The sequence below is a fragment of the Kineococcus sp. DHX-1 genome (assembly GCF_042473625.1).
GTDB lineage: Bacteria > Actinomycetota > Actinomycetes > Actinomycetales > Kineococcaceae > Kineococcus.
The window spans coordinates 3,928,883-3,949,139 of sequence record NZ_CP170445.1 but is presented as its reverse complement, the minus strand read 5'-3'; the positions used below and the strand labels follow the sequence as shown (position 1 = coordinate 3,949,139).

General features: G+C 75.1%; 13 protein-coding genes and 1 tRNA gene. 12 read left to right on the top strand and 2 right to left on the bottom strand.

Translation table 11 applies throughout. The annotated features are described in order from the left end of the window. Positions 1-96: 96 nt before the first annotated feature. The 7 genes from ACFEMC_RS18930 (at position 97) to ACFEMC_RS18900 (ending at position 13,302) form a co-directional block, all read left to right on the top strand. Positions 97-2,442, top strand: a complete 2,346-nt coding sequence (locus ACFEMC_RS18930) for a sodium-translocating pyrophosphatase (RefSeq protein ID WP_380171058.1) — start codon at positions 97-99, stop codon at positions 2,440-2,442. Between the two features lie 21 nt (positions 2,443-2,463). After that, complete coding sequence (locus tag ACFEMC_RS18925) at positions 2,464-4,017, top strand: methyltransferase (protein ID WP_380171057.1); 1,554 nt, start codon at positions 2,464-2,466, stop codon at positions 4,015-4,017. A 278-nt stretch (positions 4,018-4,295) separates the two neighbouring features. Continuing rightward, positions 4,296-7,145 (top strand): type I DNA topoisomerase, encoded by a 2,850-nt coding sequence (topA, locus tag ACFEMC_RS18920; protein WP_380171056.1) that lies wholly within the window; start codon positions 4,296-4,298, stop codon positions 7,143-7,145. 64 nt (positions 7,146-7,209) lie between these two features. Further along, positions 7,210-9,297: a dTMP kinase gene (tmk, locus tag ACFEMC_RS18915; RefSeq protein ID WP_380171055.1), complete on the top strand. Its 2,088-nt coding sequence runs from the start codon at positions 7,210-7,212 to the stop codon at positions 9,295-9,297. Further along, positions 9,294-10,460 (top strand): DNA polymerase III subunit delta', encoded by a 1,167-nt coding sequence (locus ACFEMC_RS18910; RefSeq protein ID WP_380171054.1) that lies wholly within the window; start codon positions 9,294-9,296, stop codon positions 10,458-10,460. Before tmk ends, ACFEMC_RS18910 begins: the two co-directional genes overlap by 4 nt. Before the next feature lie 79 nt (positions 10,461-10,539). Beyond that, complete coding sequence (locus ACFEMC_RS18905; RefSeq protein ID WP_380171053.1) at positions 10,540-12,057, top strand: alpha/beta hydrolase; 1,518 nt, start codon at positions 10,540-10,542, stop codon at positions 12,055-12,057. Positions 12,058-12,105: 48 nt separating this feature from the next. After that, positions 12,106-13,302 (top strand): sensor histidine kinase, encoded by a 1,197-nt coding sequence (locus ACFEMC_RS18900; protein ID WP_380171052.1) that lies wholly within the window; start codon positions 12,106-12,108, stop codon positions 13,300-13,302. A gap of 14 nt (positions 13,303-13,316) precedes the next feature. Here the strand turns inward: ACFEMC_RS18900 and ACFEMC_RS18895 are convergent, their stop codons facing one another. Beyond that, positions 13,317-13,895: a cupin domain-containing protein gene (locus ACFEMC_RS18895; protein ID WP_380171051.1), complete on the bottom strand. Its 579-nt coding sequence runs from the start codon at positions 13,893-13,895 to the stop codon at positions 13,317-13,319. A 48-nt stretch (positions 13,896-13,943) separates the two neighbouring features. Between ACFEMC_RS18895 and ACFEMC_RS18890 the strand changes: the two genes are divergently transcribed. From ACFEMC_RS18890 to ACFEMC_RS18870, 5 genes are all read left to right on the top strand, one after another. Further along, positions 13,944-14,693 carry a class I SAM-dependent methyltransferase gene (locus ACFEMC_RS18890; RefSeq protein WP_380171050.1) on the top strand — a complete coding sequence of 250 codons (750 nt, stop codon included), beginning with the start codon at positions 13,944-13,946 and terminating at the stop codon, positions 14,691-14,693. Then, entirely contained in the window at positions 14,690-15,640 is a 951-nt protein-coding gene (locus ACFEMC_RS18885; RefSeq protein ID WP_380171049.1) for an NAD(P)/FAD-dependent oxidoreductase, read from the top strand. Before ACFEMC_RS18890 ends, ACFEMC_RS18885 begins: the two co-directional genes overlap by 4 nt. A gap of 39 nt (positions 15,641-15,679) precedes the next feature. Then, positions 15,680-16,465, top strand: a complete 786-nt coding sequence (locus tag ACFEMC_RS18880; protein WP_380171048.1) for an alpha/beta fold hydrolase — start codon at positions 15,680-15,682, stop codon at positions 16,463-16,465. 67 nt (positions 16,466-16,532) lie between these two features. After that, positions 16,533-16,609 (top strand) — tRNA-Thr (locus tag ACFEMC_RS18875). A gap of 326 nt (positions 16,610-16,935) precedes the next feature. Continuing rightward, positions 16,936-17,568 carry a DedA family protein gene (locus tag ACFEMC_RS18870; protein ID WP_380171047.1) on the top strand — a complete coding sequence of 211 codons (633 nt, stop codon included), beginning with the start codon at positions 16,936-16,938 and terminating at the stop codon, positions 17,566-17,568. Here ACFEMC_RS18870 and ACFEMC_RS18865 read toward each other — a convergent pair. Continuing rightward, complete coding sequence (locus tag ACFEMC_RS18865) at positions 17,537-20,236, bottom strand: EAL domain-containing protein (protein WP_380171046.1); 2,700 nt, start codon at positions 20,234-20,236, stop codon at positions 17,537-17,539. The genes ACFEMC_RS18870 and ACFEMC_RS18865 overlap by 32 nt on opposite strands. Between the last annotated feature and the right edge of the window lie 21 nt (positions 20,237-20,257).

The following is a 20,257-nucleotide window of genomic DNA, read 5'->3' as shown; positions in this document are numbered from 1 at the left end:
CTCCCGGCCGACTCCTCCGCAGTTCCGCTGCGTAGCCACTCCGGGCACCGCTGTCCTACGCTGCGTGCAGAGGTCAGCACACGTCGAGGAGGACGGATGCCCGTGCCCGAGGAACTGTCGACTTCAGCCCAGGGGATCGCGGTCGCCGTCGCGGTCGTCTCGCTGCTGGCGCTCGCCGCCGCGTTCGTGTTCCGACGACAGGTGCTCGCCGCCGGTGAGGGCACCGAACGGATGCAGTCCATCGCCGGGGCCGTGCAGAGCGGGGCCGCGGCCTACCTGCGCCGCCAGTTCCGCACCCTCGCGTGGTTCGCCCTCGCGGTCGTGATCCTGCTGCTCGCGCTGCCGGCCGACGGCTGGGACCTGCGGGCCGCGCGCAGCGTCGCGTTCCTCGTCGGTGCCGGTTTCTCCGCCGCCATCGGGTACCTCGGCATGTCACTCGCGGTGCGGGCGAACGTCCGCGTCGCCGCGGCGGCGCGGCAACCCGCCGGGGGGCGCGAGGAGGGCATGCGCATCGCTTTCCGCACCGGTGGTGTCGTCGGCATGACGACCGTCGGCCTGGGGTTGCTCGGGGCGTCGATCGCGGTCGTCGCGTTCGGGCGCGAGGCCCCCACCGTGCTGGAGGGTTTCGGTTTCGGCGCCGCCCTCCTGGCGATGTTCATGCGCGTCGGCGGCGGCATCTTCACCAAGGCCGCGGACGTCGGGGCCGACCTGGTCGGGAAGATCGAGCAGGGCATCCCAGAGGACGACCCGCGCAACCCCGCGACCATCGCGGACAACGTGGGGGACAACGTCGGCGACTGCGCCGGCATGGCGGCCGACCTGTTCGAGTCCTACGCGGTCACGATCGTCGCCGCGGTCATCCTCGGCAGCGCCGCCATCGGCGAGGACGGACTCGTCCTGCCGCTGCTCATCCCCGCCATCGGCGCGATCACGGCCGCGCTCGGCGTCGTGCTCGTCCGCGCCCGTGCCGGCGTCAGCGGGCTGACGTCGATCCAGAACGGGTTCTACCTCTCGGCCGCGATCGCGCTCGTGGGGACGGCCGTCGCGTGCTTCGCGTTCCTGCCGTCCACCTTCGCCGGTTTCAGCGGGGCCGCCGGCACGGTCGCCTCCCTGAACGGCGACCCCCGGCTCATCGCCTTCGCCGCGGTGTTCCTCGGGATCCTGCTCGCGGTCCTCATCCTCTTCATCACGGGCCACTACACGGGCACCGAGGCGCGGCCCACGCGCGACGTCGCGGGGGCGTCGGTGACGGGGCCGGCGACGGTCGTCCTGTCCGGGATCGGCCTCGGCCTGGAATCCGCCGTCTACACGACGATCGTCATCGCGGGTGCGGTGTTCCTCGCGTTCGTGCTCGCGGGCGGGGTGCTGGCCCTGGCGATGTTCCTCATCGCCCTCGCCGGCTGCGGGTTGCTGACCACGGTCGGCGTCATCGTCGCCATGGACACCTTCGGCCCGGTCAGCGACAACGCGCAGGGCATCGCCGAGATGAGCGGTGACGTCGACGGGGAGGGCGCCGCCGTCCTCACCGAACTCGACGCCGTCGGGAACACGACGAAGGCCGTGACGAAGGGCATCGCGATCGCGACCGCGGTCCTGGCCGCCACCGCCCTGTTCGGCTCGTACCAGAACGCCGTCACCGAGCGGATCCAGCAGGTGGCCGTCGGGATCGAACGGCCCTCGGCCTACGTGCTGGCCATCCTCGGGGACTTCCAGATCTCCACGCCCACGACCCTCGTCGGCGTCCTGCTCGGGGCGGCGGTCGTGTTCCTGTTCTCCGGCCTGGCGGTGAACGCGGTGGGCCGCTCGGCCGGAGCCGTCGTCCTGGAGGTGCGCCGGCAGTTCGCCGACCACCCCGGGATCATGGACGGGACCGAGAAGCCCGACCACGGCCGCGTCGTCGACCTCTGCACGCGCGACGCGCTGCGCGAACTCGCGACCCCGGGGCTGCTCGCCGCGTTCGCCCCCATCGCCGTCGGGTTCGGGCTCGGCGTCGCGCCGCTGGCCGGGTTCCTCGGCGGGGCCATCGGGGCGGGCGTCCTCATGGCCGTGTTCCTCGCGAACGCGGGCGGGGCGTGGGACAACGCCAAGAAGCTCGTCGAGGACGGGCTGCACGGCGGGAAGGGGTCGGAGGCCCACGCCGCGACGGTCATCGGCGACACGGTCGGTGACCCGTTCAAGGACACCGCGGGCCCGGCGATCAACCCGCTCATCAAGGTGATGAACCTCGTCGCCCTGCTCGTCGCCCCGGCCGTCGTGACGCTGTCCATCGGGCCGGACTCCAACCAGTGGCTGCGGTACGGGATCGCCGCGGTCGCCACGGTCGTCATCGTGGCGGCGGTCGTCGTCAGCAAGAACCGCCGCGTCGACATGGCGGCGCCCACCTCGCCGCCGCCCGTGGGGGTCGACCTGCGCACGGAGGAGGGGGTCGAGCGACGCCCCTGACGTGGGGCAGACTCGGCGCACGTGACGTCCGACGTGCCTCCCGCCGAGAACCCCGCCGTGGACCCCGCCGGTCCGCTCGAACTCCTCGCGGGGTTGCGGGCGGACCTGCGGGCAGCGGACTACACCGTCGAGGGGGTGTCCGCGCTCGTCGGTGACGTCGCCTCGGCGGCTCTGGACCGCGAGCAGCCGCTGCCCGCGCTGCGGGCGACGGCCGGTTCGCGCGAACCCGCCGCCGTGCTGCTGCGCTGCGCGACGCTCGGCCGGACCGTCACGCGCGCCGAGCTCGACGCGGCCCTGCCCCGCACCCGCACCGCCGGGGCCGCCGCCCTCGGCCTCGTGGCCGCGGCCGGCGAGGGACCCGACGACGAGGTCCGCCCGCTCGTGGACCTGCGGCCCTACTCCGTGGCCGACGCCCTCGACGGTGACGCGAGCTGGTGGCTCGTCTCCGACCTCGGCGAGCTCGCCACCGGCGAGGCCCTGTCCGCCGACCACGTCCTCGGCGTCGGCGGCGCCTCCCTGACGCTGGCGTCCGCGACCGTGCGCACCCCCGTCGGGCGCGTCCTGGACGTCGGGACCGGCTGCGGCGTCCAGGCCCTGCACGCCTCCCGGCACGCGCGGCGCGTCACGGCGACCGACACCTCCGAACGCGCGCTCGACCTCGCGGCCGTCAATGCAGCGCTCAACGAGGTCACCCTCGACCTGCGCCACGGTTCGCTCTTCGAGCCCGTCCGCGACGGAGAGCTCTTCGACCTCGTCGTGTCGAACCCGCCGTTCGTCATCACCCCGCGCACCTCGGCCGTGCCCACGTACGAGTACCGCGACGGCGGGATGCCCGGGGACTCCCTCGTCGCCCGCCTCGTCGGGGAGGTGGGTCGGGTGCTGGCACCCGGCGGCGTCGCGCAGCTGCTCGGGAACTGGGAGCTGCACGACGGGCAGAGCTGGTCGCAGCGGCTCGAGGGCTGGCTCGAGGGCACCGGCCTGGACGCGTGGGTCGTCCAGCGCGAGGTCGCCGACCCGGCGCTGTACGCCGAGACGTGGATCCGCGACGGGGGGCAGAAGGCCGGCCCGCGCTTCGACGAGCTCTACGCGGCGTGGCTGGACGACTTCGACGCCCGCGGAGTCACGGGCGTCGGCTTCGGGGTCGTGACGCTGCGCCGCCCCGAGCGGTCGGGCGCGCCGCTGCGCCGGTTCGAGGAGAACCTCGCCGCGCTCAGCGACCCCCTCGGCGAGGTCTTCGCCCGCGGCCTGGCCACGCACGACCGCCTCGCTGCGGTGGAGGACCTGGGCGACCTGACCGTCACCGTCGCCCCCGACGTCACCGACGAGCGCTTCCACACCCCCGGTGACCCGGACCCGCGGATCGTCCTGCTCCGCCAGGGCGGCGGCCTGCGCCGCGTCGCGCAGGTGGACGGCGACCTCGCCGGCCTGGTCGGCGCGTGCGACGGGGAGCTGACGGTCGGCCAGATCACCGCGGGCCTCGCGGTCCTCGGCGACGAGGCCGTCGGGGACGTGCGGACGCGCCTCTACCCGCGCGTCCGGTCGCTCGTGGAGGACGGCTTCCTCCTCCTGCCCTGACCCTGCGTCACCGCCGGCCGGACAGCGTTCCCTCCCCGGCGCCGTGCGGAGGTGACGGTGGGTGAGGTCGCCCAGGGGCCCCGCGGACCCGCCGGTTGCGTGCCGCGGGGCCCGCCGTGGCACATTGGCAGGGCACGTCCAGAGCAGCCCCGGGTGTGCACAGGTGCACGCCGTGTCGCCGCGACGTGCGAGAGTGCACGGCGGGACGTGCCCGGCGGGGGACCAGAGCCGGCGTCCTGCAGGGGCGGACAGCGAGTCGAAGGTGAGAGGCAGGACCAGTGGCGGGCAAGGCCCAGGGAACGAAGGCGTCCGGTGACGGACTGCGCCGGCTGGTGATCGTCGAGTCGCCCAGCAAGATCGACAAGATCTCGACGTACCTCGGCCCGGGTTACCAGGTCGAGGCGAGCTACGGCCACATCCGCGACCTGCCCCAGCCCTCGCAGCTGCCCGACGACGTCAAGAAGGGCCCCTTCGGCAAGTTCGCGGTCGACGTGGAGCACGGCTTCGAGCCGTACTACGTCGTGGACGGCGACAAGAAGAAGAAGGTCTCCGAGCTCAAGCGCGCCCTGAAGGACGTCGACGAGCTCATCCTCGCCACCGACCGCGACCGCGAGGGCGAGGCCATCGCCTGGCACCTCGTGCAGGCGCTCGAACCGCGCGTGCCCTACCGCCGCATGGTCTTCGGCGAGATCACCCGCGAGGCCATCCAGCAGGCCTCCCGCGAGCTGCGCGACATCGACAACCGCATGGTCGACGCGCAGGAGACGCGGCGCATCCTCGACCGCCTCTACGGCTACGAGCTGTCCCCGGTGCTGTGGCGCAAGGTCCGCGCGGGCCTGTCGGCCGGCCGCGTGCAGTCCGTCGCCACCCGGCTGTGCGTCGAGCGCGAGCGCGAGCGGATGGCGTTCGTCGCCGCCGGCTACGCCGACATCACCGGCACGTTCCAGCCCGAGGGCGACTCGGCGTTCAGTGCCAAGCTGTCCAGCGTCGAGGGCAGGCGCGTGGCCAGCGGCCGCGACTTCGCCGACGACGGCTCCCTGAAGTCCGCGAACGTCGCCCACCTCGACGTCGCCGCGGCCGAGGCGATCGTCGCCGGGCTCGCGCAGTCGCAGTTCGCCGTCCGCGGGGTCGAGGAGAAGCCGTACACGCGGCGCCCGGCCGCGCCGTTCATCACCTCCACGCTGCAGCAGGAGGCCTCGCGCAAGCTGCGCCTCAACGCCCGGCAGACCATGCGCACGGCGCAGGGCCTGTACGAGCGCGGCTACATCACGTACATGCGTACGGACTCGATCCAGCTGTCCTCGCAGGCGCTGGCGGCGGCGCGGGCCCAGGCCCGGGAGCTGTACGGCCCGGAGTACGTGCCGGACTCCCCGCGCAACTACACGTCGAAGACGAAGAACGCGCAGGAGGGCCACGAGGCCATCCGCCCGGCGGGGGAGACGTTCCGGACGCCGGCGCAGGTCTCCGGCGAGCTGCGCGGGGACGACTACCGCCTCTACGACCTCATCTGGAAGCGGACCGTCGCCTCCCAGATGCACGACGCCCGCGGGACGACCGCGACCGTCCGCCTCGGCGCGACCACGGCCGACGGCCGCGCGGTCGAGTTCTCCGCCTCCGGCACGATCATCACGTTCCGCGGGTTCCTCGCCGCCTACGAGGAGGGCCGCGACGCCACCCGCGACGACGAGGGCTCGGGTGACGAGGACCGTCGCCTGCCGCAGGTCACCGCCGGGGACCCGCTGACGGCGCGCGACCTCGCCGCCGACGGGCACGAGACCACCCCGCCCGCCCGGTACACCGAGGCCAGCCTCATCAAGACGCTGGAGGAGAAGGGGATCGGGCGGCCCTCGACGTTCCAGTCGATCATCTCGACGATCGTCGACCGCGGGTACGTCTGGTACAAGGGTTCGGCCCTCGTCCCGAGCTGGCTCGCGTTCGCCGTGACGCGGCTGCTCGAGGAGCACTTCCCCAAGCTCGTCGACTACGACTTCACCGCCGAGATGGAGAACGACCTCGACGCGATCTCGCGCGGCGAGGCCGAGCGCGTGGACTGGCTGACGCGCTTCTACTTCGGTGCCGACGGCCCGGCCAACGGGGCCGTCGTCGCCGACGCGCCGCGCCCCGACGGTCCGGGGGACGGGGCGACCGCCGAGCTCGACGGCATCAAGGGCCTGGCCGACGACCTCGGTGCGATCGACGCCCGCGAGATCTCGACCGTCCCGATCGGCGAGGGGGTCGTCCTGCGCGTGGGCCGCTACGGCCCCTACCTCGAGGGCCCCGACCGCGAGACCGGCGAGCTGCTCAAGGCCTCGGTCCCCGAGGACGTCGCGCCCGACGAGATGACCGTCGAGAAGGCGTACGAGCTGCTGACCTCGCAGTCCGAGGGCGACAACGTCCTGGGGCAGGACCCGGAGACGGGGCGCACGATCGTCGCCCGCGTCGGCCGCTACGGCCCGTACGTCACCGAGCTCATCGAGGACGACGACGCCCCGAAGACCGCCGTGGAGGAGCGCGCCGAGCAGGCCGCGCCGAAGAAGCGGGCGGCCAAGAAGGCCGCGAAGGTCAAGCCGCGCACGGGCTCGCTGTTCAAGGACATGTCGGTCGAGACCGTCACGCTCGAGCAGGCGCTGCAGCTGCTGTCCCTGCCCCGCGTCGTCGGCGCCGACCCCGAGTCCGGGGACGAGATCACCGCGCAGAACGGCCGCTACGGGCCGTACCTGAAGAAGGGCACGGACTCCCGCTCGCTGGAGTCCGAGGACCAGATCTTCTCGATCACGCTGCCCGAGGTGCTGGCGATCTACGCCCAGCCCAAGACGCGCCGCGGTCAGGTCGCCAAGCCGCCGCTGAAGGAGCTCGGGCCCGACCCCGAGTCCGGCCAGCCGATCGTCGTCAAGGACGGCCGCTTCGGTCCGTACGCGACCGACGGCACGACCAACGCCACGCTGCGCAAGGACGACGACCCCGAGACGATCACGCTGGAGCGCGCGGCCGAGCTGCTCGCCGACAAGCGCGCCAAGGGGCCCGTGAAGAAGACCGCGAAGAAGGCCGCCGCCAAGAAGACGACGGCCGGGAAGACGACCGCGAAGAAGATCGCGGCCAAGAAGACGGCCGCCCCCGCGCAGTCGTGACCTCCGTGCACAGGCCCGTCGCGCGTGCGGCGGGCCTGTCGGAGGCGCCCCTTACCCTGACGTCGTGACCGCCGCCGCAGCTCCCGACCACGACGTGCGGGCCCTGCTGCGCGACCACCCCGACTTCCGCCGCATGTGGCTCTCGCTCATGCTGTCCAGCTTCGGGGACTGGCTGGGCATGCTCGCCAAGCTCGGGACGGCCGCGGGGCTCACGGTCGGCGACGCCACCCAGACGTCCGTCGCGGTCTCGACGGTCTTCATCCTCCAGCTCGCCCCGGCCGCCCTCCTCGGGCCGCTCGCCGGGGCCCTGGCCGACCGGCTGGACCGCCGCCTGACGATGGTCGTGGGCGACGTCCTGCGGTTCGCGCTGTTCATCTCCATCCCGATCGCCGGCAGCCTCACGTGGCTGTTCGTGGCGACCCTGCTCATCGAGCTCGTCACGTTGTTCTGGGGGCCCGCCAAGGACGCGACCGTCCCCAACCTCGTCCCGGCCCGCAAGCTCGAGGTCGCCAACCAGATCAGCCTCGTCGCCACCTACGGTTCGGCCCCCGTGGCCGGGCTCGCGTTCATCCTCCTCACGCTGCTCACGGGCGTGCTCGACAACCTCCTGCCGTTCCTGCGCGGCGGGCAGTCCGACCTCGCGATGTACGTCAACGCGGTGACGTTCCTCGTCGCCGCCGCCGTCATCTGGCGCCTGGACATCCCGCCGCGCGAGGTCCGCCCGCGCGAGGGCGGGCTCGCCCCGACGCTGGGTCGCGACATCGTCGAGGGCTGGCGCTTCGTCGGCGGCTCACCGCTGCTGCGCGGCCTCGTCTTCGGGATGCTCGTCGCGTTCGCCGCCGGTGGGGTCGTGCTGGGCCTGGGCCGCGCCTTCGTGACGAGCCTGGGCGCCGGTGACCCGGGGTACGGCGTGGTCGTCATGGCCGTCTTCGCCGGGGTCGCGCTCGGCGTGTGGCAGGGGCCGCGCTGGCTCGCGGGGCTCAGCCGCCGCCGCACGTTCGGGCTGGCGCTGTCCCTGGCGGGGGTCTCGCTCGTCCTCGTCGCGCTCGTCGGGAACATCGTCGTCGCCAGCCTGTTCGTCGTGGCCCTCGGCCTGTGCACGGGCCTGGCCTACGTCTCGGCCTACACGCTGCTGGGCCTGGAGGTCGACGACGACGTCCGCGGTCGGACCTTCGCCTTCGTCGGCTCCAGCACCCGCGTCGTCATCATCGCCGTCATGCTCGTGGCCCCGTGGGTGGCCAACGCCCTCGGTGAACGGACGATCGCCCCGAGCGAGCACTGGTCGGTGACGTACGCGGGGTCGGCGCTGGCCATGGTCGTGGCCGGGGTCATCACGGGCATGGCCGGGGTGGTGTCCTTCCGGCAGATGGACGACCGGCGCGGCACGAGCCTGCGCTCCGACCTCGTCCGGGCCTTCACGCGGCGGGGGGAGGTCGAGGAGGCTGCCCCCGTGCGTCCTGCGACCAGCGGGTTCTTCCTGGCCTTGGAGGGCGGCGACGGGTCCGGCAAGACGACCCAGGCGACGCTCCTGGCGGACTGGCTCGCCGAGCGGGGCCACGAGGTCGTCGTCACCCGTGAACCCGGCGGGACGGCTACGGGCCGGGAGCTGCGCGAGGTCCTGCTGTCCCACCGCGGGGACGCCTCGCCGCTCAGCCCGCGGGCCGAGGCGCTGCTGTTCGCCGCCGACCGCGCCCAGCACGTGGCCGAGGTCGTCCAGCCCGGCCTGCGCCGTGGCGCGGTCGTGCTCACCGACCGCTACGTCGACTCCTCCCTGGCCTACCAGGGCGCCGGCCGGGACCTGCCCGCCTCGGAGGTGGAGACGCTGTCGACGTGGGCGACGCAGGGCCTGCTGCCCGACCTCACCGTCGTCCTCGACGTCGACCCTGTGACGGCGGCCCAGCGCCGCGCCGGGCGCGCCGCCGACGACCGGATGGAGGCCGAGTCGCGCGCCTTCCACGCCCGCGTGCGCGAGCAGTTCCTCCTGCTGGCCGGGCGCGACCCGCGCCGCTACCTCGTCCTGGACGCCACGACGAGCCCGGAGACGGTGCACGCCAAGCTGCGCGAGCACCTCGAGCCGCTGCTGCCCGCCGCCACCGGGGTGCCCGGGACCGCGCCCGAGCCCGTGACCGTCCCCGGCCCGGTCCGCTCGTGAGCGTCTGGGACGACGTCGTCGGCCAGGAACCGGCCGTGCGGGTGCTGACCCGCGCCGCGACGGCCGCCCGCCGCGGCACGACGGGCATGACCCACGCGTGGCTGCTCACCGGCCCGCCCGGCTCGGGCCGGTCCACGGCCGCGCGGGCCTTCGCCGCCGCCCTGGCCTGCGAGGACCCGGCCGCGATCGGCTGCGGGCGCTGCAGCGGCTGCCGGACGGCGCTCGCCGGCTCGCACGCGGACGTGACGCTCTTCACGACCGAGCACACCTGGATCCGCCGGGTCGACGTCGAACCGCTCATCGCGACGGCCCAGCGCCGGCCCTCGGTGGGGCGCTGGCGCGTCATCGTCGTCGAGGACGCCGACCGGCTCAACGAGACGTCCGGCAACGTGCTGCTCAAGACCATCGAGGAGCCCCCGCCGCAGACGGTGTGGCTGCTCTGCGCGCCCGCGGTCGACGACGTCCTGCCGACGATCCGCTCCCGCGCACGGCACGTGCCGCTGCGGATCCCGCCCGCCGAGGCCGTCGCCGAGCTGCTCGTGCGGCGCGACGGCGTCGACCCCGTCATGGCGGCCTTCGCCGCGCGGGCCGCGCAGTCCCACGTCGGGCTGGCCCGTCGCCTCGCGCGCGACGAGGGCGCCCGCATCCGTCGCCGCGAGGTGCTGCGGCTGCCCCAGCGTGTGCGCGGGGTGGGCGACGCCGTCATCGCCGCGGGTGAGCTCGTCGACATCGCGGCCGAGGAGGCCGGGGCCTCGACGGTCGAGCGGGACGCCCGGGAGAAGGCCGAGCTGCTGCGCGCGCTGGGGGCCGACGGCTCGGCGACGGTCCCGCCGGCCGTGCGGGCCCAGGTGCGCCAGCTCGAGGAGGACCAGAAGCGGCGCGCCCGCCGGCACCAGACCGACGTCCTGGACCGCGCCCTGGTCGACCTGCTCGCGCTGCTGCGCGACGTCCTCGTCGTCCAGCTCGGCGCGCCCGTGGAGCTGGTGAACTCCGACATGACCACCGAGGTGCGGACGATGGCCGGGGCCGGCACGCCGGAGGAGACCCTGGCGCGCGCCGAGGCCGTCCAGCTGGCCCGCGAGCGGCTGGCGCAGAACGTCGCGCCGCTGCTGGCGATCGAGGCGCTGGCCCTGAGTCTGCGGCCCGCGCGCCGGGACGACTGAGGACCGCGGCCCCGTCGTGACGTCCCGTAGCGTGGGGCGCACCATGCGCTCCCTCCGCCGACCCTCCCGTTCGCGTGCCGTGGTCGGCCTGGCCACGGCTGCGCTGCTGCTCTCGGGCTGCTCGGCCTTCGGCGGGTCCAGCCCGGACCCCGAACCGGTCGGCACGGCCCGCGCGGTGGCGAGCGAGAACGCGACCGACCCGGCGCTGGCGTCCTTCTACGCCCAGCGGCTGCAGTGGGCCGACTGCTCCGGCGGGTTCCAGTGCACGCGCCTGACGGTGCCGGTCGACTACGCCGATCCCTCCGGCCCGACGACCTCCCTGGCGGTCGTCCGGCTGCGCACGAGCGCCACGGGGAAGGACCGGCTCGGGTCCCTCGTCCTGAACCCCGGTGGGCCCGGCGCCTCGGGCGTCGAGTACGCCCGGGCCGCGCAGAACGTCGTCTCCCGGGACGTCCGCGACCACTTCGACGTGGTCGGCTTCGACCCGCGCGGGGTGGGGGAGTCCGACCCGCTGCGCTGCCTGACCGACGCCCAGGTCGACACGTTCCTGGCCACCGACCCGACCCCGGACGACGCCGCCGAGGTGCGGGCCCTGCAGCAGCAGACCGACGAGCTCGGCCGGGGCTGCGCGGCGGCCGGCCCGCTGGCCGCCCACGTGGACACGCTGTCGGCCGCGAAGGACATGGACGTCCTGCGCGCCGCGCTCGGCGACGACAAGCTCAGCTACCTCGGCAAGAGCTACGGCACCTACCTCGGCGCCTGGTACGCCGAGCAGTTCCCCCAGCGCGTGGGCCGCTTCGTCCTCGACGGGGCCATCGACCCGGCCCTGACGAGCGAGCAGGTCAACGCCGGGCAGGCCGCCGGGTTCGAGGTCGCCCTGCGCTCCTACGTGCAGGGCTGCCAGGACGGTGACGACTGCCCGCTCACCGGCACCGTCGACGACGGCGTCGCCCAGGTGCGCGCGCTGCTGGACCGCCTGGACGCGAACCCGCTGCCCACGGGGACCGACCGGCCGCTCGTGCAGGGCCTGGCCTACCTCGGCGTCGCCTACCCGCTGTACTCGGCGTCGCTGTGGCCGGAGCTGTCGAAGGCCCTGACGGCGGCCCTGCGCGGGGACGGGGCCCCGCTGCTGGCGCTCGCCGACGCCTACGCGCACCGCGGCGCGGACGGCCGGTACACCGACAACTCCAGCACCGTCATCTACGCCGTGAACTGCCTGGACCGCGACGACGCGCAGACCGAACCCGAGGTCGCCGACACCGTGCGGGAGTTCACCGCGCAGTCCCCGACCTTCGGGCCGTACCTGGCGTGGGGTGCCCTGGCCTGCACCGACTGGCCCGTCGCGCCCGTCGGGCAGGCGCGCGCCGTCCACGCCGAGGGCGCCGGCCCGATCGTCGTCGTCGGCACCACCCGCGACCCGGCCACGCCGTACGCGTGGGCGAAGAGCCTGGCGGGGGAGCTGTCGTCCGGGCGCCTGCTGACGTACGAGGGCGACGGGCACACCGCCTACGCCACCGGGTCCTCCTGCATCGACGACGCCGTCGACACCTACCTGCTGAGCGGGACCGAACCCGCCGAGGGGACCACCTGCCGCTGACCGGAGGATGGACGCCCGGGGGCTCGTGATCACCGTACGGTGGGGCCCGTGCGCGAGGTGACGGTCCCAGACGGTCCGCTGGGACCCCGGGGCCGGCGGGCGCTGCGGACCGCCGGCGACGTCGCGCTCGTCCTGCTCTGCTGGACCGCCGGCCTCGTCGTCGTGGGCATCACGCTGGAGGAGACGCCCGGTCAGCGTTCGGACGTCGTGGTGTTCCTCGACGTCCTCCTCGGGGTTCTGCTCACCCCGCTGCTGTTCGCACGCCGCCGGTGGCCCGTCGCGGTGGCGGCCGTGGTGACGGTGACCTCGACGGTCTCGACGGCGCTCGCGCTCGCCTCGCTCGTCACGTTGTTCACCGTCGCCGTGCGGCGGAGGTTCGGCGTGGCCGTCTGGGTGGGTGTCGCGTCCGTCGTGTCCGGGGTCGTGCAGGCGGTCGTGTGGCCCGAACCCGGACTGCCCTGGTGGGCGGCGGGTCTCGTGTTCGTCGTCGTGGCCGTCGGGGTGCTGGCGTGGGGCATGTACGTCCGGGCCCGCCGGTTGCTGACGGCCTCGTGGCGGGAGGCGGCCGAGCGGGCCCGGGCCGAGCAGGAACTGCGCGCCGAGCAGGCCCGGTCGGTCGAACGGGCCCGCATCGCGCGGGAGATGCACGACGTCCTGGCCCACCGGATCTCCCTGGTGAGCATGCACGCCGGGGCGCTGGAACTGCGGTTGGAGTCCTCCGCCGACGAGGAGGTCGTGCGGTCGGCCGAGACGATCCGCCGCAGCGCGCACGCCGCCCTCGAAGACCTGCGCGACATCCTGGGCGTCCTGCGCGAGCAGTCGACGGGTGCGGCCACGACCCCGCAACCCACGCTGGCCGACCTGCCCGCCCTCGTCGCCGAGGTCGACGCCGCGGGAACTCCCGTCGATCTCGACCTCACCGTCGCCGATCCGGCGGAGGTTCCGGAGGCGTTGGGGCGCACGGCGTTCCGGGTCGTGCAGGAGGGGCTGACGAACGTGCGGAAGCACGCGCCGGGGCACCGGGCGCGGGTGGTGGTCGAGGGGCGGCGCGGGCGTTCACTGCGCGTCGTCGTGCGCGACGCGCCCGACGGGTCGGTGGTGCGCGGACGGGGGAGCGCGCCGGAGTCGGGGTTCGGCCTCGTGGGTCTGCGCGAACGCGTGGAACTCGTGGGCGGCACCGTGCGGGCGCACCGGGTGGGCGACGGGTTCGAGGTGTCGGCGAAGCTGCCCTGGCCACGCCGCTGACCCAGGCGCTGGTCTCAGTCGTGCAGGTGCGCGCGTTCCCCGTCGCGGTCGAAGATCGACAGCACCTCCAGTTCCCCCGACCCCGGGACCGCGCTGATCCGGTGCGGCACCATCGTCGAGAACTCCGCGGCCTGACCGGGCCCCACCTCGACGACCCTCCCCCCGAGTTCCAGGCGCGCGCGGCCGGACAGGACGGTGAACCACTCCCTCCCGGGGTGCACGCCGAGTTCGTCCGACAGGGCTCCGGAGAACCGCATCTTCGCCACGGTCACGCCGGCCGCGGCCCGGTCGCGGGACAGCAGCCAGGACGTCACGCCGGGCCGGTGCTGCGGTTCGGGGCGGATGAGGACGTCCTCCTCGTCGGCTGTCGCGACGAGGTCGTCGAGGGTGGTGTCCAGGGCCCGGGCGATGGGGACGAGCTGGTCCAGCGCGATGCGGCGGTGGCCGGTCTCGATCCGGCTGAGCGTGGAGGGGCTGAGGAAGCAGCGGGCCGCGAGGTTGTCGAGGGACCAGCCGCGGGCCAGGCGCAGCCCGCGGATGCGCTGGCGGATCACGGCGTCGAGGTCCACCTCGGACTGCGGTTCTTGCTGCATGCGCAAGAGGGTATGCCATCCGCGCACAGTGCGTCGTAGCGTCGAGGTATGAGCCACGGTCACCACCACTCCCACTCCCCTGAGCCCGCAGCAGACGACGGGGCGGCGCACCGCCGCACGTTGGACCTCGACGCCGAGGTGTTCGGCGCCCAGCTCGGTGCCGTCGTCGACCTGCTCCCGTCGACCGTCCCGCCCCGCCGGATCGTCGACCTCGGCGCCGGCACGGGAACGGGCAGCCGGCTGCTGCGCGACCGCTTCCCCGCCGCGACGGTCACCGCGGTCGACAGCGACCCCCGGATGCTGCCCGTCCTCGCCGACCAGGGGTTCGCCGTCGTCGCGGCCGACCTCGACGAGGGTTTCCCGGCGCAGCTGCGGGGCGCCGACCTCGTGTGGGCAGCGTCCTCCCTGCACCACGTGGGCGACGTCCCGCGACTGCTCGCCGACGTGCGGGCGGCCCTCGCGCCCGGCGGTGTCCTGGTCGTGGTGGAACTCGAGGACCTGCCGCGGTTCACCGCCGACCCCGTCGAGGACCGGGCGCGCGCCGCGGCCCGGGCCGCAGGGTGGAACCACCACCCGGACTGGACCCCGCACCTGCGCGAGGCGGGTTTCGCGGTCGAACGGCACGACCTCGTCCTCGACGTTCCGCCGTCCGCGGCCGCCGAGGAGTTCGCCCGAGCCTGGTTGCCGCGCTACCTCGCCGTTCCGGGGTTCGACGAGGCCCCGGCGCTCCAGGCCCTGCTCGCAGGCGACCTGCCACTGGAACCCCGGGCCCGGCGCGCGGTGTGGGTGGCCCGGTGAGCGCCGCGGTCGACCCCTCGTCGGACGCGGACGCGGACGTGGACGTGGACGTCGCCGTCGTCGGGGGTGGCGCGGCGGGCCTGGCGGCGGCGGTCGCGCTGGGCCGGTCCCTGCGCTCGGTCGTGGTCGTGGACGCCGGGGAACCCCGCAACGCCCCCGCTGCGCACGCGTTCGACGTGCTGGGGCGCGAGGGGATCGGCCCCCTGGACCTGCTGGCCGCCGGCCGGGAGGAGGCCCGCGGGTACGGGGTGCGGTTCCTCGCCGACCGGGTCGTGACGGCCGACCGCGAGGTGGCCGGGTTCCGTCTCGGACTGCTCGGTGGGTCGGGGGTGCGGGCGCGCCGGCTGCTGCTGGCGACCGGTCTCGTCGACGAACTGCCCGAGGTCCCGGGGCTGCGGCGGTGGTGGGGGACGGGGGTCCTGCACTGCCCGTTCTGCCACGGGTACGAGGTGCGCGGGCAGCACGTGGGGGTCCTGGGGTCGCGCCCGGGTTCGCTGCACCAGGTCCTGCTGTTCCGTGCGCTCACCGACCGGGTGACGTTCTTCCGGCAGGACCTCGACGTCCCTCCGGAGACCGCCGCGCAGTTCCGCGCGCTCGGGGTCGAGGTCGTCGAGGGCGCCGTCCGAGGGCTGACCGGGGAACCCGGCGCGCTCCGGGTCGACGTCGGCGGTGCGGGTGTGGAGGTGGAGGCGCTCGTCGTCGCGCCGTGGTTCCGCGCCCGCGGCGAGGTGTTCGCCCAGCTCGGCGGCGAACTGGCGACGAACGCGGTGGGGGAGTTCGTGCCCGTCCAGCCCGGCGGCGCGACCAGCCTTCCGGGGGTGTGGGCCGCCGGGAACGTCGCCGACCCGGGGGCGATGGTGGCCGCCGCGACCGGCGCTGGGGTGCTGGCCGGGGTGGCCCTGCACGGTGACCTCGTGCAGGAGGACGTGGGCGCGCTCGTCGCGTGACCCGGTGCGAGAGGCGGGCGCCCCCGCCAGGATGGGCCGGTGCCCACCGGTCTCCCGCTCGCCGTCGACCACCGCCCCGGACCCGGCCCGCTCGTCGTCGCCCTGCACGCCGGCGTCGCCGACCGCCGCTGCTGGACGGACGCCTTGCCGTCCGGTGCGGCGACCCTGACGTACGACCGGCGCGGGTTCGGGGCCTCGCCGCCCTCGCCCGACGGGGAGTTCACCCACCTCGACGACCTCCTCGCGCTGCTGGCCGACGTCGCCACCGGGCCTGCCTGGCTCGTCGGGAACTCGATGGGCGGCGGGTTGGCCCTGGACGCGGCCGTCACCGCCCCCGACCTCGTCGCGGGCCTCGTCCTGCTCGCCCCCGCCGTGAGTGGCGCACCCGACCCCGTCGAGGACGACCCCCGGACCCTCGACCTCGACGCACGGGCCGACGCGGCCGCCGAGGCCGGTGACCTCGAGACCGCCGTGGAGCTCGACGCCCAGCTGTGGCTCGACGGGCCGACGTCGCCGCCCGGGCGCGTCGGTGGTGCGGCCCGCGAGCTGTTCCGCGCCATGGACACCACGGTGCACCGGAACCGCGCGTTCGCCGTCGGGAACGGGGCCGGCGACGCGTGGGCGCGGCTGGGGGAGCTCGACCTGCCCGTCGTGCTCGCGACCGGCGACCTGGACTGCGGCTACCTCCGGCACCGGACCGAGGAGCTGCTCGCCCGGATCACCGGCGCCCGCCGCGCCGACCTGCCCGGCGTCGCGCACCTGCCGTCCCTCGAGCGGCCCGACCTCGTGCGGGCGGTCGTCGAGGACGCGGTGCGGACCGCCTGAGTCGTGGTGGGAGCAGGGGCCGACGTCCTGTAAGCTCACTGTCCGTGCCCGAGAGGGCGCTGGTACTGCCGCCTTAGCTCAGTCGGCCAGAGCGACGCACTCGTAATGCGTAGGTCCGGGGTTCGATTCCCCGAGGCGGCTCCACCGCGAAGGGCCCGTCCGATCCGGACGGGCCCTTCGTCGTTCCCGCCGGGTCGGACGCTGGCGCCTGGCCAGGGCGCACCGGCCGCAGGCAGGGTGGTGATGGGACCGGCCGCGGGAACGGGCCCCCAGTCGTGGGGACGACGTCCGCGCCGGTCCCGCTCCCGGTCCGACGCGGGACCACCCGTGGGTGTCCGCGGGACGTCGTCAGGGCGGCCGGACCGGGACACCCACGCCTCCCTCCACGTGGTGACACCGGTGGGTGTCCCGACGGGTGTGCGGTCCGACCGGTGGGGACCCAGCTGCGCGACTGCCATCCTGGTCCCACCGTGCTCACCACCGCCCTCACCACCTCGCTCAGCTGGTCGTTCACCGACCTCCTCGACCCCACGTCCCACGCCGACAACTGGCTGTGGGCGCTCGCCGTCCTGCTCGCGGCCGTCGTGACGGGGGCGCTGCTGCCGGTCCTGCCGACGGGGGCCGTCGTCTCGGCGATGGCGGCGCTGGGGCACCACCGCTCGTGGCTGTCGTTCGGGGAGGTCGTCGTCGTGGGGGCCGCGGCGGCGTACGTGGCCGACCTGGTCCTCTACACGCTGCTGCTGCGCGGCGCGCACACGCGGGCCGGGCGCCGGTTGCGGCGGCAGGCCGAGGCGCACGGGCACCTCGACGAGCTGGGGGAGCGGCTGGCCCGCCACGACGTCGGGACGCTCGTGACGTCGCGGCTGCTGCCCGGCGCCCGCATCCCGGTGATGGCCGCGGCGGCGGCGACGTCCTACCCCGTCGTCCGCTTCGCGGTCGCGAACGTCGTCCCGGCGGTCTGCTGGGCGCTGGCCTACGGGGCGCTCGGGCTGGCCGGCCGCGGGGTCAGCGACAAGCCCTGGGTCTCCGTCGTCGTCGCCGTCGGGTTCGGCGTCCTGGCCTCCGGCGCGGTCAGCCTCGTCCGGCGGTGGCGGGCGCGCTGAGCTCGGCCGCCGACCGGGGCCGGCCGAGCAGGTAGCCCTGCGCGGCGTCGCAGTGGGCGTCGCGCAGCGCGAGGAGCTGGTCGTCCTCCTCCACGCCCTCGGCGACGACGCCGAGCGAGAAGCTGTGCGCTGCACCGATGACGAGGCGCACGAGGTCGGCGTGCGCCCGGTCGCGGGAGGCGACGAAGCTGCGGTCGATCTTCAGGGTGTCGACGGGCAGGCGGGACAGCTGCCCGATCGAGGTGTACCCCGTCCCGAAGTCGTCGAGCGCCACACGGACGCCGAGGGCCCGCAGCGCGCGCAGGTGCTCGCGCGCGGTCGGCTCGTCGACGAGGACGGTCTCGGTGACCTCGATGGTCAGGCGGTCGGGGGCGATCCCCGCCCCCGCGCACGCGACGGCCACGTCGCCGAGCAGCCGCGGCTGGGCCAGGTGCCGGCCCGACACGTTGACGGCCGCGGTGATCCCGGCGAGGTCGCCGCCCTCGGCGTCCCACGCGGCGAGCTGCGCGGCGGCGGTCGTCAGGGCCCAGCGCCCCAGGTCGCAGACGAGGTCGGAGGCCTCGGCGACGGGGATGAACGCGTCCGGCCCGAGCAGTCCGGCGCCGGGGCGGTCCCAGCGCACGAGCGCCTCGACGCTGCGCACGGAGTCCGTCCGCAGGTCCATGACCGGCTGGTAGTGCAGGACGAGCTCGCCGTCGTCGAGCCCGGCGCGCAGGGCGTGCTCGAGGTCGGTGCGGTGGGCGATGTCGCGGCGCAGGGCGTCGTCGAAGACCTCGACGGTCCCGCGGCCGGCGGCCTTGGCCCGGTAGGCGGCGGCGTCGGCCTCCCGCAGCAGCCGCTCGGCCGAGCAGCCGCCGACGGGGCTGATCGCGACCCCGACGCTCGCGCCGACCCGCACCCGGACGCCGGTGTGCCGGCCGGACAGCTCGACGGGCGCGCAGACCGCGTCGATGAGCCGGGTCCCGAGGTCGACGAGCCCACCCTCGTCCTCGACCTGCTCGACCACGACGACGAACTCGTCGCCGCCGAGCCGCGCCACGACGTCCCCGCCCCGCAGGCAGCCGGCCATCCGGGCGCTGACGACGCGCAGCAGCTCGTCGCCGGCGGCGTGCCCGTGGGTGTCGTTGACGGCCTTGAAGTGGTCGAGGTCGACGAACAGCAGCCCCACCCGGCCGTCGTGCCGGGCCATCCGGTGCAGGGAGGCGTCGATGAGCTCGGAGGCCTGCGCGCGGTTGGGCAGCTCGGTGAGGGCGTCGTGCGAGGCCTGGTGGGCCAGGACCGCCTGCAGCCGTTCGCGTTCCTGCAGGGCGTTGACCATCTGCCGGACCGAGGCGTGGACGACCTCGCCCAGCGGGCCGTGCACGGGGCGGGTGACCACGTCGGCGTCGAGCGCACCGTCGGCCACGGCCTGCGCCTGGTCCCGGACGCGGCGCAGGTTCGCGACCGCCACGGCGAGCCCGCGGGCGACCGTCCGCACCTCGACCGGACCGCCCTCCTCGACGTCGACGAGCTCGCCGTCGCTCACCGCGCGCGCCTGCTCGGCCAGCCGGCTGAGCGGCAGCGCGATCCAGCGGCGCAGCAGCAGGGCGGCGCCGAGCGTGCCGAGGACGATGACCGAGCAGGCCCCGACGAGCAGCCACAGCGTCGCCTGGGCCCGGTCCACGGGGCCGACGGCGAACTTCCGGGCCTCGTCCCCCGTGCGCTCCACGACGGCGCGGACCGCGGTGTCGCGGGCGGTGTTCGCGGCTGCGAGCTCGACGAAGCTCTCCAGGGTCGCGTCGCCGACCTGACGGGCCCCCTCGTCGAGGGGTTGGTCAACGGCGCGCGCCTCGGGCCCCGTCGTGGCCGTGCGCCAGTCGGCCGCCAGTCGCGGCGATCCCTGGGTGAGGACGTCGGCGGAGGCCGCCCGGTAGCCGCCCCAGGCCTGCAGGAAGGCCTCGCGGTTGGCTGCCCGGTCGGCGCCGTCGCCCGCAGTGGCCGCGAAGTACAGCGGGACCTCGACGCCGGCCAGCGCCGAGGCGCGGGAGACGAGCTGCAGGTCGGCGAGCGCCCGGGTGCCCTGCTCGTCCAGGCCCTGGGCCCGGGCGGCCTGCAGCAGGGTGCTCACGCGGTGCGCGAGGTCGACGGTGACGCGCTGGTAGCCGGCGAAGACGGCGTCCAGGTCGCCGCCTCGGGCGCCGGCCCGCAGCTGCGCCACCGTCGCCGCCGTGCTGACGGCGAGGGCCCGGGAGGCCTCGTCCTGCCGCGCCTCCCGCAGGGCGTCGTCGGTGTCGCCGCGGACGGTGAGGGCCTGACCGGCGAGCGTGGGACGGGCCAGGGAGGACAGGGAGGTCACGGCGCGCTCGTCGACGCCGACGGAGGCGGCCGTGCGCGGGTCGTCCAGGACGGCCTGGCCCAGCACGGGCACGACCTCGCGGGCGACGGCGGCGCGCACGGCGTCCAGCGCGACGGCCGCGGCGACGTCGTCGGCCGCGGTCTCCGCCGTCTGCGCGCGCCGGGCCTGCTCGTCGACGGCGTAGGCCATGAGCCCGACGAGCCCCAGCACTGGGACCAGCACCAGGGCGATGAGGCTGCGCCGCAACGTCCCTGCCCTGCGGTGCAAGGGGTTCGCGAGCGCCCACCGGAGCCTGCGCAACGGCCGGCGCGGGCGGGCGCTGGGCAGCGTCACGAGGGCTCCTCGAAGGCGGGG